The following is a 15,244-nucleotide window of genomic DNA, read 5'->3' as shown; positions in this document are numbered from 1 at the left end:
GAGAGTTCTTGCGTTTTCTATTTTTTAAGGAAGAAAGCCCGATATCACGGTACATTACCGCAATATTGGGCTTTCAAGTTTCAGTTATACAACTTAAAGGCTTGCATGTCTTCCTTAATGTGTTAGAATTCGATTAAATTATTTTAGAGATAAATTAACAACCCTAATTTTCTCAAAGGAGTATTTAAGTATGAAAGTTGTAAAGTTTGGTGGAAGTTCTCTGGCTAATGGAGAAGCCTTTCAAAATGCAATTAATATTATTACCTCTGACCCCCAACGCCGGGTAATTGTCACTTCTGCGCCGGGTAAACGTTTTGCCGATGATATTAAAGTTACTGACTTACTGATTAAATATGCCCAAGCAGTAATTGCAGGCCAAAATCCCCAAGAAATCGTTGAACAAATTTTAAATCGATATCAAGAGATTGCCGCTTATTTTGGCTTACCAGCAGATAAATTAATTCCGCTAGTTGAACGACTGGAAGGTCTTCCTAACCATACGTATCCAAATGATAACTATCTCTTGGCCGCTTTCAAAGCTCATGGTGAACGCTTAAACGCTCAACTAATGGCTATCCTTTTGCAGCATTTAGGCTATGAAGCACGTTTTGTGACACCAAGTGAAGCTGGTATTATCGTTACTGGAACACCCAATAATGCTAACGTTATTCCAGAAACATATGCAAACTTGAGTCATTTTACGTTTAATAAGAACGAATTATTAGTATTCCCTGGTTTCTATGGCCTAACTCTTGCTGGACACATTGCTACTTTTTCCCGTGGTGGTTCTGATATCACCGGTGCAATTCTCGCGCGCGGTCTTCACGCTTCAACTTATGAAAATTTCACCGATGTCGATGCTATTTACTCAGCCAATCCACAAATTGTCGACCATCCGCAGCCAATTACAACCATGACTTACCGGGAAATGCGAGAACTATCTTATGCTGGTTTCTCCGTCTTTCACGATGAAGCATTGATTCCTGCTATTCAAGGAAATATTCCAATTAATGTTCGTAATACTAATGATCCTGAAAAGCCGGGAACAATGATTGTCCCTGATAAAGATTTTCAACCAAGCGATATTATAACGGGGGTCGTGAGTGGAAAACACTTTGCAGCCCTCTACCTGCACAAATATCTTCTTAACAAGCAAGCAGGTTTTACTCTTCGGATCCTTGAAATTCTCGCAAAGCACAACGTCTCATACGAACATATGCCTTCCGGAATCGATGATATAACAATTATCCTTGATCGGAATGCAATTAATGACCAATTAATCGATACCATCTGCAATGAAATTCAAGAGGAGATTAATCCTGACCGTTTAGAATGGATTGATAATTATGCAATTACCATGGTTGTTGGTGAAGGTATGCGTAATCGCACGGGGGTAATTGATGATATATTAATGCCTCTAGCCGAAAAACACATTGCGGTTCCCATGATTAATCAAGGAGCTTCACGAATTGCAATTATGATCGGAACATACAACGAAGACGCGGATGATGCCGTTCGAGCTATTTACCATCGCTTTTTCGCAAATTAGGAGGAACTATTTATGGTGCAATTATTAAAAGTACACGGATCACAAAATGCCTTTTTTATTCTTGACCAAACACAATTGACTACTCCCCTTACCGATAAAGAACTAGTTTCATTTACCCGAAAAGTAACTGATACACAAAATGGCGTTCTCGGTGGTGCTGATGGCGTTTTAGTTGTTAACCATCCAACTAGACCAGGATCGGTAGCACAAATGCGGGTAATTAACGCAGATGGCAGCGAAGCCTCAATGTGCGGTAATGGTTTGAGAACGGTTGCTCGTTATGTAGCAGAACGTGATAATTTAACCGATTTTAAAGTTGATACAATGAATGCTAGTCTTCGTGTTCGTCAGCATGAAGACCTTGCACCTGGAGTTCCTGCTTTTGCGGTTGAAATTTCACCAGTAAAGTTTGACCGCACTGCTTTGCCATTTGATAATCTTGGCCATGAGCGCCTGTTAGACACCCTCGTCCCTGAGTTATATCCTAACCTCCGTTTTTCAGCCCTTGCTGTTCCTAACCCCCACTTAATTAGTTTTGTTAGTATGGAAGAGCTAAATGGCCCAGCACTTGAAGAATTAGGTACACGGTTAAATAGTGATAATCTTTACTTCAGTGACGGGGTAAATGTTAATTTTGGCCATATTCTCGGTCATAACAAACTCTTTGTAAAAACGTTTGAACGAGGAGTCGGCTTTACAAATGCTTGTGGGACAGGTATGTCTGCCACTAGTCTCGCTTTAGCCCTCACTCATCCAGACGCAGCATCATTTAATGAACCAATTAGTGTTTATAATCCTGGTGGCATGGTTAAGACAATTCTTCACCGTGATGACTACAACTACTGGGTCGAACTAATCGGTAATGCTACGTTTACTCATATTATTACTGTAGAGGAGTCAACAATTCACCAAGAAAATCTTGATGAGCTTCAAAGCAGTAGCGTTGAAACGGATGAAAACAAAGCATATTTGGCTTTTGTTAATTCACTACCTTCCTTAAAATTTGAAAACTAAAAAAATTTAAAAGATAAAAATCGATGAAAATTCAGTTTCAACTCTGAATTTTCATCGATTTTTAATTTATTTACGATTAAACAATGTATCAATTGATTGGTTATTGTGGATACGAACAATTGCTTCTTTTAATAAATCGTCCACTGATAATTGAACCAACTTAGGGAATTCTTTCTCTTTTGGTAGGTGGATTGTATCTGTTACAATCATTTTTTCAAGAGGAGAATTTTGTAACGTATTTACCGCATCAGCTGATAATACTGCATGCGTAGCAATTCCGTAAACTTTAGCGGCACCAAAGTTCTTTAATGCTTGTGCAGATAAGTTCATCCGTACTCCTGTATCTACAATATCATCAACAATAATCGCAGTCTTTCCTTTTACATCCCCGATTACATATTCCGGTACTTCTTGTTCAGTCCGTTCCCGAACTTCATTGTTACGGTTATCAATAATCGCAATGGAAGCTTTAATTCGTTCAGCATATTTCCGCGCTAAATTAACGCCAGCATGATCAGGGGCAACTACTACAATATCATCACCCAAGTTTTGTTCCTCAATATATTTAGTAAAAAGACTGGTTGCTTGAAGATGATCAACAGGAATATCAAAGAAACCTTGAACTTGAGGAGCATGAAGGTCAATCGTTACTAGTCGACTAATTTGATCCATTTCAAGAAGGTTGGCGATCAATTTAGCTGTAATTGGTTCACGGCTTCGTGCTTTTCGATCTTGACGTGCATAGCCATAGTATGGCATTACTACGTTAATCTTGGCCGCACTTGCCCGCCGTAGAGCATCAACCATAATTAATAGTTCCATCAAGTTAGTGTTAACTGGATCAGAAACTGACTGGATGACGTAGACCTCACAGCCACGAATACTTTCGTCAATTGTAATTTTAATTTCCCCATCAGCAAAATGACTAATGGAAGCTTTACTCAACGGAATCCCCACGCGTTGAGCAATTTGTTCAGCTAGTTTTGGATTTGAATTTAGTGAAAATAAACGCACATTATCGGCATTTTTTATCTGGGTCATTTTTATACTCCTTTAAAGTTCGACAATAATCATAACTATTATGACAACAAATTACTATTCAAGCAAGTATTATTTGGCTTGATGCAAACTTTGTAAGCTAATATTTTCCATTCCGATTAACGGATCAATTGTCTCTGAATTAATGAGATCAGCTGTTAGGATATATTGCTGAGCATCATTATTTATTAACTGTTCATTTTCTTTTTGAACAGGTTGCGGACTAGAAAGTTCTTTGGTTAACGAATCCGTTTGATGATCCAATTTTGATTTTAGTTCACCATGCTTACTCCAAACCTTATCAAGACGATCGACCAAAGAAGTTTTCCGGTTAACTGCTTCATTTTTTACACTAGTCACAACCGCATACGGCTCACCGATCAAGACTAACTTTTCTGCGGCACGGGTAATCGCCGTATATAAAAGATTTCGTTGAAGCATCCGGCTAAACCGCTGAACAATAGGCAAAAGAACCATCTTAAACTGACTTCCCTGTGCTTTATGGATTGAAATACAATAAGCTAACCGTAATTGATTCCATTCCATGCGGCTATAGCTCACTTCATTACCATCAAAATCGACAGTAATTGATTCATTTTTCTTACCGACTGTCCTACCGCTTTCAATTGCTGTGATTTTTCCAATATCACCATTAAAAATGTTCTTTTCTGGAACATTAACGAGTTGCAGAACCTTATCTCCAACACGAAAAGTTAGTCCCCTAAAATCGACTTCTTGCTTTCCATTAGCTGGAGGATTATATGCCTGTTGTGCAAGTTCATTCAAACGGTCGATTCCCGCCTGTCCGCGGTACATTGGTGCCAAGATTTGAATATCATTTGCGGAATAATCTCGTTTTTTAGAAAGGTCAATAATTTGTTGAACCACACTTGGCACTTGGTTAGCATGGCATGAGATAAATGATCGATCTGGCATTTTATTCGTTAGATCTGATGGTAACTTACCCTCTTTGATAGCATGAGCTAATGGGATAATTGTTGAATCAGCAGCCTGGCGGTGAATATTGGTTAGTTCAACTTTGGGCAGTTCTGCAAAGTCAAGAAGATCATGGAAAATTTGCCCGGGACCAACAGATGGTAATTGGTCTTTATCACCTACTAAAACCACATGCATAGAAGTAGGGACGGCTTGAATAAGAGTCTTAAACAAGAGGGTATCGACCATCGACATTTCATCAATAATCAATAACGAGCCTTCTAAATCGCGGGCATTCATATCAGTTGGCATTTCCCGACCGTTAAGTCCTAGCAAGCGATGGATTGTACTTGCTGGCAAATCTGTAGCTTCACTCATTCGTTTAGCAGCTCGGCCTGTAGGAGCAGCTAGCAAAACAGGAAAAGACTTTTCCTTATATTCATTTACATCCAATGAGAGATTATGAATTTTCGCATAGCTAGCTACAATTCCCTTAATAATTGTTGTTTTTCCCGTTCCTGGGCCTCCCGTAAGAAGCATGACTTTGCTGTTTAAGGCTGTTTTAATAGCCTCTTTTTGAACTTGGTCATAGGTTATCCCCGATTGATCAGCAACTTCCGTAACTGTTTTTTCAATAGTCGTTGCTGGTAATTTTTCCTGGTCAACGGTAAGAAGACGATGTAAGTGATCAGCAATTTGCCATTCCGCGTTATAAAGGGCAGTTGGATAAATTTTTTCATCAGCGTAACTAATTGCTTGATTTTTCTCTAACTCAACAATTTGGTTGGCAATTAAATCTGTAGAAACACGGCCACCACTTCCTTGGGCAAGCAACTGGATAGTTTGCTGCAGAAGAGGTTTTGTTGTAGTAAATGTATCACCAGTTTCCATTGTCAAGTCATCAAGTGTCTGGATAATTGCTGCATCAATCCGGCGTGAATCATCCGTGGCAATTCCTAATTTTTGTGCCACCTGATCAGCACGATTAAAACTAATTCCATCTATTTCAGCGGCGAGTTGATAGGGGTTTTCATTAATAATATGTAGAGTTTCTTCCCCGTACTTGTCAAAAATTGCACTACTAAGGTTAGCGCCAAAGCCGAGATCATTTAGGCCGATAATAATCTCATCCATCCCCTGGTTTGCCCGTAAATTATCAACTAATGAATCCTTAACTGCTTTGCGGAGTTTTAATTTATCTAAAACATGCGGGTCAGCAATAATTTTATTAATCGCATCTGTTCCTAACTTGTCGATAATTTTTTCAGCCGTCTTTTTTCCAATTCCGGTAAATTGTTTTCCAGACAAGAAATCAACTAACCCATCCTTGCTTGTAGGACGGTTGACATGATAAGAAGTAGCTTGAAATTGTTGTCCATATCGTGGATGCTCAACAATTTTTCCCTCAAAGCGGTAAGTCTGATCATCACTAAGATCACCAAAACTTCCGGTTACAGTAATTTCCGGCTCGTGCCAATCAAAATTTGCTTCTTCAACCGAGACAATTAAAACTTTAAAAAACGAATCTGGACTAGTAAAAATCTCAGATTGTACCTGACCAATAAAAAAAGACGGCTCCGTTGGCGTCTTAAATAGGTCGATTTCTTCAGCCATAGAAGTCATCCTTTCATGTTGCTAATCTTTCTTTTGCGTTGCCTGAAGCGCTTTTTCAATATCATTAAGTCGTTGCTCACTCTTATGGTAGTAGTTAGGATCTAACTGCTTAGCTTGCGCAAGGTAGTCTTTGTATGGCTCACCAAGAACCATCGCTACAATTCCGCGGTTAAATTGCGTATCAGCACGGCCCGGATGATACTTTAGAATTGCATCATAATAAGCCTTAGCCTGTTTAAATTCACCTAATGCTAATAATGAATCACCAATTACCTGATTAATTTCAGGATCGTCTGGACGTAATTCAAGGGCAGTTAATCCATAAGCAACGGCTTGCTTGTATTGTCCCTTTTTCATATAGCTTTGGGCTAACATAAGATAAGAATCAGCTTTGAGTTTGGGATCATCAATCTTATTGTAAAGCTTAATTGCTTCATTAACTTTGCCAATCTCATAGTAAAGGTTACCAAGACCATAGTTTAAGAGGTTCATAGCATCCTTGTCACCCTTTGCCTCAAAGATCCCCAAAGCCTTCATAAAGAGTTCTTCTGCTTGTTGATAGTCATTTAACCGGGTTAGCAAAGAACCTAAATCATAATAATTGTTTACTTTATCTGGGTGCTCATCAATTGCTTCAACTAGTTTATGAACTAATTTTTCTGTTTCTTTTTTCTTAGGATCACGAAAACCTTTTTTCTCTGTCATTAATATCACCTCTTAAATCGTATCAGTCGGATCAACCTTGCTCTTGTGAAGGTAAGATGTATCATTCCACTTTTCAAGTTCAAAATGACGACCATCATTAGTAATAAGAATCGTCGTTGATGTATTGCTTAGTCCACCACGATCTTTCAAGTGAGCAAGCGGTGTTCCAATCAATGCATTAATGGCAGCATTCAAGGCAGCTCCATGTGAAATCACGAGAATATTACCATTAGGATACTGGCGACAATACTCTTCAATTGCTGCACGGAAACGAGCGATTACTTCTAGAAAACTTTCTCCTTCTACTAATGATTCATCATATTTATCAGGATGATGACGAAAGTTTTTTAAGACTTCAGGCCATTTTGCCGCAACATCTTCAAAATGCATTCCCTCCATTTTGCCTAAATTAAATTCTTTTAACCGGCTATCAATTGTTAATGGGATTTCTGGATTCAAATGGTTCAATAATGCCTGAGCTGTTACGCGCGCACGCTTTAAAGGACTAGTATAAGCGTGTTCAAACGGAATCCTTTGTAAAGAACTTGCTAATAATTCAATTTCACGATAACTATCCTTTAATAACGGTGAATCGCCATTGGCACCTTGATAACGGGATTCTAAATTCCATTGCGTTTTTCCGTGCCGGATTAAATAAACTTTTGTCATCTCTGTCGTTACCCCTTTTATTTACTATCTTACCAGAGTTTGCGGCAATTGTTTATCACAGAGTTATTACTTTATGTATATTTAAGAAGGCAAAAGCGAAATTACCCCTGCCTTCTTTAAGGTCTAAAAATATGAATCAAACGTATTGAAGCTGCCGGTCATGACTGTAAGCACGATCAATAATCGCGCTCCCAAGGCATTCCTCTCCATCGTAAAAGACAACCGCTTGACCTGGAGTGATGGCCCGTGCAGGATCATCAAATCCAACTGTTACCATTTGATCATCCTCTGACAAATGAACAGTAACGCCAACATCTGTCTGACGGTAACGGAACTTGGCCGTACAATGAAAATCACGCCCATAACGACTTACAACATCATCAACCCAGTGGATATCACTCGCTTCAAGATGAGTAGCATAAAGATGGCTGTTTTCGTATCCTTGACCAACATAAAGAACGTTCTTCTTCATATCCTTACCGATTACAAACCATGGCTCATTACTTTCCTTATTACCACCAAGGCCAAGCCCACGACGCTGACCAATGGTGTAATACATTAAGCCCATATGCTGACCAACGACCTTACCATCAAGGGTCTCCATATTCCCTGGTTGTGCTGGAATATATTGACTCAAGAATTCACGAAAATGACCATCCTCACCGATAAAGCAAATTCCAACAGAATCCTTCTTATCAGCAGTAGCAAGCCCTGCTTCTTCAGCAATCTTTCTGATTTCTGGCTTAGTGTAGCCAGCTAATGGAAACATTACCTTATCCAACTGCTTATAATCAAGTTGACTTAAGAAGTAAGTTTGATCCTTGTGTTGGTCTTTAGCACGCATCAAGTGCATCCGGCCGTTCTCATCACGCTTTACATCAGCATAGTGTCCAGTAGCAACGTAATCAGCACCTAATTGGTTAGCATATTCAATAAAAGCCTTGAACTTGATCTCTTTATTACAAATAACATCAGGATTTGGTGTACGACCTTTCTTGTACTCAGCAATGAAATACTTGAAAACCCGATCCCAGTATTCCTTCTCAAAGTTAACAGAATAGTATGGAATCCCAATCTTAGAAGCAACTTTTGCTACATCTTTGTAGTCTTCAGTGGCAGTACAAACACCATTTTCATCAGTGTCATCCCAATTTTTCATGAAGACACCAACAACATCGTATCCTTGACGTTTCAAGAGAAGAGCCGTCACTGAAGAGTCGACTCCTCCACTCATTCCTACCACCACACGTGTATGACTATTATCAGCCATTAATTATCACCATCATTTCGTATAGATTCTGGAATAATCTACGATTGAAGGTCGCATGCATCCAGTGATAACCATTGTACCAGAGTATTTCAATCCCTGCACAGTTTTTATTTAGTGAATATTTGCCGGGCAACCATTTCATCTAAAATATAGTGATATTGTTGAATAAATTCAGCTGCGCGTTGGTGATTAAAAATATTAATTTTTCTTAAACCATTTCCTGAAAGAGTCTCCATTTTAAAACCGTCTAAATCACTGTTAATTAAAATCCGAAGACGGGCAACCGGTTTAAATGGGTTATCAGTATCGAGACTTCCTAAATATTCAAAGTTTCCCCGGTTAGTCTGTTCAAATCCCAAATCAAGTAAAGCATATTTTTTTATCTCTGGGCTAATTGTGTATTTATCCTTATCACCAGAAATTTGTACTGTTTTTGTAAATTCCATTTTAATTGTCCCCATTAATTTTCTTTAGGTTTTCAACGGTTCTAACAATCGTAGCAATTAACTGATCAATATCTTCTTCCGTATTTAACCCACCAAAACTAATTCGAATTGATTCACTAATTCGGGGGCTATCAGCGCCAAACATCGCTGTTAAAACGTGAGAAGGTTCAATACTACCCGCTGTACATGCAGAACCACCAGAGACTGCGATGCCTGCAAGGTCTAGGTCTGTCTGGATAACATAAGTTGAAATTCCCTTAAACCATAAGTTAAGCACGTGGGTTTTGTTGATTTGTCCATTAATTTCAAAATCAACATTATTTTCCTTAAGCGCATTAACGATCTTTTGCTTAAAGGCATAATAACGATCACGGCGTTCTTCTTTTACCTCCGGCGTGTTTAATTCTACCGCTTTAGCAAAACCGGCAATTCCAGGTACATTTTCAGTCCCCGCACGGCGTTTAGTTTCTTGGTCCCCACCCTTAATAAAGCTTGGAAAACTAATGCCATCACGACGATATAAAAATCCCATCATCTTTGGCCCATTAATCTTATGGGCCGATGTTGAAAGCATATCAATATGATCAGCTTTAACATCAATTGGCAACAGTCCATATGCTTGAACTGCATCTGTATGGAACCATGCTTGATGGTCTTTCAAAATTTCACCAATCTCATGGATAGGCATTTGACTACCCACTTCATTGTTTTCCATCATAATGGTTACTAAAATCGTATCATCACGAAGAGCGGCCTTAAAATCATCAATTGAGATATTACCATTTTCATCAACTGGCAAATAGGTTACCTCAAAGCCATGTTCTTCTAAAAAATGGAGAGGTTTTAAGACTGCCTCATGCTCAATGGCAGTTGTAATAATATGCTTACCAAGATTCTGCCGTTTAAAAGCAGTTTGGATAATAGCAGTATTATCACTTTCAGTCCCCCCACTGGTAAAGATAATCTCATTATCATCAGCATTAATGCTTTGGGCAAGAACGTGACGACTATCTTCCATTACAAGTTTGGCATGACGCCCATAAGAGTAACCAGTTGAGGCATTTCCCCATGATTCTTGCATTTGTTTAGTCACTTCCGCAATCACTTCTGGGGTCATTGGGGTTGTTGCTGCATTATCCAAATAAATCTCACTCACGAGTTTTTCATCCTTCCATTTACTTATCTAAATCTGCAAAGAGCTGAAGAAGCATGTTTGCAGAGCGTTTTCCGGCATCAATAATAAAGTCGTCAAAACTAACGCCGGCATCTTCATCACCTGTATCAGACATTGCCCGAACTACCACATATGGAATTTGGTGGTCAGTGGCAACTTGTCCAACTGCTGCCCCTTCCATTTCACTAGAAAGTGCATCAGGGAAATTATTCAAAATCTTTGTAATTGCTTCTGAGCTTGCAATAAATTGGTCACCAGAAACAATTAATCCTCGTTTTACATTTAAACCAGTCTTTTCGCCGGCTTTTTCTAAGGCTTGTCCCCATTGATCAGAAGCCTTAAAGCGCGGTTCTTTCCCTGGGAGTTGACCATAACGGTAATTAAATGCAGTTGCATCGACATCATGGTAGGCCGTTTCAGTTGAAATTACAATGTCCCCAACATGTAAGCCTTCACCAATCCCGCCAGCTGATCCAGAATTAATCACAACATCTGCCTCACAATCGGTAATTAAATGTTCAGTAGTAATCCCAGCTTCCACTTTACCAATTCCAGATTCTACTAATACAACGTCTTGATTACTGATCTTACCGAAAAGGTAGGATTTACCCCCGATTTCCTTTTCTTGTTTATCAGATAACTTCGCAGTTAATTCTTTAATTTCTTCAGGCATTGCACAAATAATTCCAAATCGCATATTTTTCTCCTTTTTATCCAACATAAAATAGTATTAAGTAAACAATAATAATTGCCACAATCAAAGCAATGATTGCAATATTTAAGCGACGCTTCAAGCGCGCTGTTTTTTCTGCCACTGTTTCGTCATGACGCTGACTAGCAACTGCTTCGCGACTATAAGGTCGATCAGTTGTATTTTCTGCCGCTTCATTAGGTTGTTCAGTCTGACGTTGCTGTTGACGATATTGACTACGTGACATACGTGATTGTTGCTCATCTTGTTGTTTATTATCCACGGTTGTTCATTCCTTGCCAGTAATAGATTGCCATGATTGTCTTAGCATCTTCAATTTCGCCTTGATCAATCATTTCAAGCGCTTGTGGTAAAGTTACTTCTTTTAACATCAATTGTTCATCTTGATCTTGCGGCAGCTCGTTGCTAACCCGTTTTAATCCCGTGGCCAAATAAAGAGTCATGTATTCATCCATACAACCAACAGAAGTATAAAATGAAGAAATCTTTTTTAAACTTGTTGCTTCATACCTTGTTTCTTCATTTAATTCACGTTTAGCCGCATGAAGAGCATTATCAGCATCCCGTTGGTCGAGCTTCCCCGCAGGAATTTCAAGGGTTGTTTTCGCAATTGGTGCGCGCCACTGTTTTTCAAGAATCATTTTATTATCAGCCGTCAAAGCCAAAATCGCAATTGCTGGTGCATGGTGGACGATTTCTCGTTGTGTTTTATTACCATGTGGGGTGATAACTTGCTGTACTTCAACATCGATTAAATGGCCGTGAAAAACTGTTTTACTACTTATTGGTCGCTCTTCAAATTCCATTAGAACCCATCCTTATCTTAAAACACGAACATGTGCTGCTTGTGGTCCCTTTTGTCCTTGAACAATTACTAATGAGACCTCTTCATCAGGGTGAAGGATACGACGACGCGTTCCTTCAATTCCACTATAATGAACAAAAATTTCTCCTTCGTGAGGAACTGTAATAAAGCCCCATCCTTTTTGTTCGTCAAAACTTTTTACTTTTCCTTTGAGCATTTTTACCAACTCCATAATAAAATACCAAGCAACAAGTGTCACTTGGTATTTTACACCGCTTAAAAATAATTGTCATTTACTGGATAACGAAAACCAGTTTTTTTAGAGATTATTCTTCTAAACCATCTTCTGCTGTTTCAGGGAAGTTTTCCCGAACAATCGCAGCACAGCGAGCACATAATTCAGGATATGCTGGATCACTGCCAACATCTTCCTTAACCATGCGACAACGAGCACAAGTTTCACCATTAGCAGTTGTAACCTTAACTGCTACCCCATCGTTGTATTGGTCAGCATCAGCAGGCGCTTCATCAGCTGGATGGACATGAAGAGCAGAAACCCCTAGCAATAATTGAATGTTTTCATTAAGACTATCAAGTAATTGCTTTTGATCATCGGTTAAGTAAAGATCAACTTGAGCTTCAAGTGATTTACCGATTAGCTTAGCATTCCGTGCCTCTTCAAGACTCTTCAGAACATGTGAACGTACTTCCATAAAGTCATCCCACTTGCTCAATAGCTCTTCTTCACCAGCGAATGTCCGTGGATCTGGAATTTCAGTTAATTGAACAAAATCTTCTGGTTCATTCATGTAGCTCCATACTTCTTCTGTAGTATGAGGGAGAATTGGCGTAAGAAGTTTAACAAGTGTCAAAAGGATATCGTAGAAGACGGTTTGCATTGACCGCCGAACTTCTGAATTTTCAGCCTCAATATAGAGCACATCTTTGGCAATGTTCATGTAGAAAGCTGAAAGATCATTGTTTACAAAGTTGATCAATGCCTTATAAGCATCAAGGAAATCATAATTATCAAAATCTTCCCGCATTGTCTTTAAGAAGTGGTTGAGTTTAACCAACATGTACTTGTCTACCGATTGTAACTTCTCATAAGAAACGGTATTTTCTTCAGGATTGAAGTCACTAGTATTAGCAAGTAAGAAGCGGAACGTATTTCTCAACTTACGATATGCTTCAGAAATCTGTTGGAATGTTCCCATCGATACACGAACATCAGCTGAAGTATCAGCACTCATTACCCATAACCGGATAATTTCCGCACCCATTTGTTGAACAACCTTATTTGGATCGATAACGTTACCTTGAGATTTACTCATCTTGTTACCGCGCTTATCAAGTGTGAACCCTTGAGAAACGATTTCCTTATATGGCGCATGTCCTGAACATACAACACTGGTAATCAAACTAGAATTAAACCAACCACGGTATTGGTCAGACCCTTCAAGGTAAAGGTCCGCTGGGTATGTTAAATAATCACGTTCAGCTAATACCCCTTGGTGTGATGAACCAGAATCAAACCATACGTCCATAATGTCAGTTTCCTTAGTGAACTTACCATTAGGAGAATGTTCATTAGTGTATCCTTCTGGCAAAAGATCTTTTGCTTCACGTTCAAACCAAACATTAGAACCATACTTAGCAAATAATTCTGCTACATGGTTGATTATTTCTTCTTCCATGATTGGTGTGCCATCTTCAGCATAGAAGATTGGTAGAGGTACACCCCAAACACGTTGACGAGAAATTACCCAATCACCACGGTCTTTGATCATATTGCGAAGACGAACCTTTCCCCATTCTGGGTGGTACTTAACGTCTTCTAAGGCGTCCAAAATATTTTGGCGCATCTTTTCAATTGATACAAACCATTGATCAGTTGCCCGGAAGATGATTGGTTGCTTTGTCCGCCAATCAAATGGGTAACTGTGTTGTAATGGCTCTTGAAGAAGTAGAGCATTGTTTTCTTCTAGCTTTTGAAGAGATACATCATCAGCATCTTGGTAGAATACCCCTTCAAAGCCTTCACCGTTTTCCTTAGTTAAAACACCTTGATCATTGATTGGGGCAAAAATTGGCAAGTCATACTTTTTACCAAAGTTGTAATCATCATCCCCATATCCAGGAGCAGTGTGAACAAGGCCAGTACCAGCATCAGCAGTAACATAATCTGCTAAACCAACAAGAAGATCACGATCAAGGTATGGGTGTTGAGTAGTCATCCCTTCAAGTTCTTGACCCATTAAATGATCAACAACTTCATAATCTTCCCACCCAAGTTTTTCTGCTAATTTCTCAAGCAGGTCTGTTGCAACAACAAATTTCCGGTCATCATTTGCTGGCTTTACAACAGAGTAATCAAACTTTGGATTAACCGCAACTGCCTCAGAAGCAGGAACAGTCCATGGTGTTGTCGTCCATACAACTAAATATGTATCATTATCTAAACGGCCTTTGCCATCTTTAATTTGCTCTACGAAGAAGGCTGTTTTAGCAACAACATCATGATATTCAACTTCGGCTTCTGCTAAGGCTGATTCTGAAGACCATGACCAGTAAACTGGCTTCTTAGCTTGGTATAATAGACCTTTCTTAGCAAATTCACCGAATACCCGAATTTGAGCAGCTTCAAATTCTTTATCAAGGGTAAGGTATGGATGATCCCATTCACCACTTACACCTAACCGCTTAAAGTCAGTCCGTTGCTTATCAACTTGCTTAAGGGCATATTCCCGACAAAGATCACGGAATTCAGTTAAGCTCATCTTCTTACGGTCGTAACCGGACTTAGTCAATTGGTGTTCAATTGGCAATCCGTGAGTATCCCAACCAGGAACATAAGGTGCCCGGTAGCCAGACATTGACTTATAGCGCACAATAAAATCTTTAGAAATCTTGTTCATAGCGTGGCCAATGTGAATATTACCATTAGCATATGGAGGCCCATCATGTAAAACAAAAGTAGGCTTTCCTTCATTTAGTTTTTGTCGTAGTTCATAAACTTTATTTTCTTCCCATAGCTGTTCCCGTTGTGCCTCAGTTACAGGTAACTTTCCGCGCATTGGAAATTTAGTACGGCCAAGGTTTAACGTATCTTTAACACGCATTGTAACTACCCCTTTCATTAATTCTTGTATTTTAATAATAAAAAAGCTTCCTCCCATTACTGGGACGAAGCTTCTTCGCGGTACCACCCGGATTTAAAACTTTAAGATTAAAGTTTCCTCATGTCATTAGATAACGATAATGAACCGCCTCATCCTAACTAACTCAAATGAGGTACTCCGAGATGATCAG

At 39.2% G+C, this 15,244-nt stretch carries 14 protein-coding genes and 1 other annotated feature (1 of these 15 running past the window's edge); of the genes, 2 read left to right on the top strand and 12 right to left on the bottom strand.

Going from position 1 to position 15,244, the window contains the following annotated elements; translation table 11 throughout:
* Positions 1–190 precede the first annotated feature (190 nt).
* Positions 191–1,549 carry an aspartate kinase gene (locus AACL61_RS07390; RefSeq protein WP_102817054.1) on the top strand — a complete coding sequence of 453 codons (1,359 nt, stop codon included), beginning with the start codon at positions 191–193 and terminating at the stop codon, positions 1,547–1,549.
* 12 nt (positions 1,550–1,561) lie between these two features.
* Entirely contained in the window at positions 1,562–2,563 is a 1,002-nt protein-coding gene (gene dapF / locus AACL61_RS07385) for a diaminopimelate epimerase (RefSeq protein ID WP_003671767.1), read from the top strand.
* A gap of 66 nt (positions 2,564–2,629) precedes the next feature.
* Here the strand turns inward: dapF and AACL61_RS07380 are convergent, their stop codons facing one another.
* From AACL61_RS07380 to ileS, 12 genes are all read right to left on the bottom strand, one after another.
* A complete protein-coding gene (locus AACL61_RS07380) occupies positions 2,630–3,604 on the bottom strand; it encodes a ribose-phosphate diphosphokinase (protein ID WP_085678161.1) in 975 nt (324 codons plus the stop codon).
* A gap of 69 nt (positions 3,605–3,673) precedes the next feature.
* Positions 3,674–6,151 (bottom strand): SF1B family DNA helicase RecD2, encoded by a 2,478-nt coding sequence (recD2, locus tag AACL61_RS07375; protein ID WP_102817053.1) that lies wholly within the window; start codon positions 6,149–6,151, stop codon positions 3,674–3,676.
* Between the two features lie 21 nt (positions 6,152–6,172).
* On the bottom strand, positions 6,173–6,856 hold the full coding sequence (locus AACL61_RS07370; protein WP_013923991.1) for a tetratricopeptide repeat protein: 684 nt from the start codon (positions 6,854–6,856) through the stop codon (positions 6,173–6,175).
* A 12-nt stretch (positions 6,857–6,868) separates the two neighbouring features.
* Complete coding sequence (locus tag AACL61_RS07365) at positions 6,869–7,525, bottom strand: histidine phosphatase family protein (protein WP_003671776.1); 657 nt, start codon at positions 7,523–7,525, stop codon at positions 6,869–6,871.
* A gap of 136 nt (positions 7,526–7,661) precedes the next feature.
* Positions 7,662–8,795 carry a tRNA 2-thiouridine(34) synthase MnmA gene (gene mnmA / locus AACL61_RS07360; RefSeq protein ID WP_339111187.1) on the bottom strand — a complete coding sequence of 378 codons (1,134 nt, stop codon included), beginning with the start codon at positions 8,793–8,795 and terminating at the stop codon, positions 7,662–7,664.
* Positions 8,796–8,902: 107 nt separating this feature from the next.
* Positions 8,903–9,241 (bottom strand): DUF1831 domain-containing protein, encoded by a 339-nt coding sequence (locus tag AACL61_RS07355; protein ID WP_011953428.1) that lies wholly within the window; start codon positions 9,239–9,241, stop codon positions 8,903–8,905.
* A 1-nt stretch (position 9,242) separates the two neighbouring features.
* Positions 9,243–10,397, bottom strand: coding sequence for a cysteine desulfurase family protein (locus tag AACL61_RS07350; RefSeq protein WP_003671781.1), 1,155 nt, complete (start codon positions 10,395–10,397; stop codon positions 9,243–9,245).
* 19 nt (positions 10,398–10,416) lie between these two features.
* Positions 10,417–11,112 carry a 5'-methylthioadenosine/adenosylhomocysteine nucleosidase gene (locus AACL61_RS07345; protein WP_339111186.1) on the bottom strand — a complete coding sequence of 232 codons (696 nt, stop codon included), beginning with the start codon at positions 11,110–11,112 and terminating at the stop codon, positions 10,417–10,419.
* 13 nt (positions 11,113–11,125) lie between these two features.
* Positions 11,126–11,389: a hypothetical protein gene (locus tag AACL61_RS07340; RefSeq protein WP_003671784.1), complete on the bottom strand. Its 264-nt coding sequence runs from the start codon at positions 11,387–11,389 to the stop codon at positions 11,126–11,128.
* Positions 11,382–11,933, bottom strand: coding sequence for an NUDIX hydrolase (locus AACL61_RS07335; protein ID WP_003666776.1), 552 nt, complete (start codon positions 11,931–11,933; stop codon positions 11,382–11,384). Before AACL61_RS07335 ends, AACL61_RS07340 begins: the two co-directional genes overlap by 8 nt.
* Positions 11,934–11,945: 12 nt before the next feature.
* The gene (locus tag AACL61_RS07330) at positions 11,946–12,149 is read right to left on the bottom strand and encodes a cold-shock protein (RefSeq protein ID WP_003666775.1); all 204 of its coding nucleotides are present in this window, start codon (positions 12,147–12,149) and stop codon (positions 11,946–11,948) included.
* 109 nt (positions 12,150–12,258) lie between these two features.
* Positions 12,259–15,054 carry an isoleucine--tRNA ligase gene (gene ileS, locus AACL61_RS07325; RefSeq protein ID WP_102817062.1) on the bottom strand — a complete coding sequence of 932 codons (2,796 nt, stop codon included), beginning with the start codon at positions 15,052–15,054 and terminating at the stop codon, positions 12,259–12,261.
* Between the two features lie 57 nt (positions 15,055–15,111).
* Positions 15,112–15,244 (bottom strand) — a binding site (T-box leader) (it continues 87 nt past the right edge of the window).

This window comes from Limosilactobacillus reuteri subsp. porcinus (assembly GCF_036621895.1).
GTDB classification, from domain to species: domain Bacteria; phylum Bacillota; class Bacilli; order Lactobacillales; family Lactobacillaceae; genus Limosilactobacillus; species Limosilactobacillus reuteri_J.
This window is presented reverse-complemented; position numbering and strand designations above follow the sequence as displayed.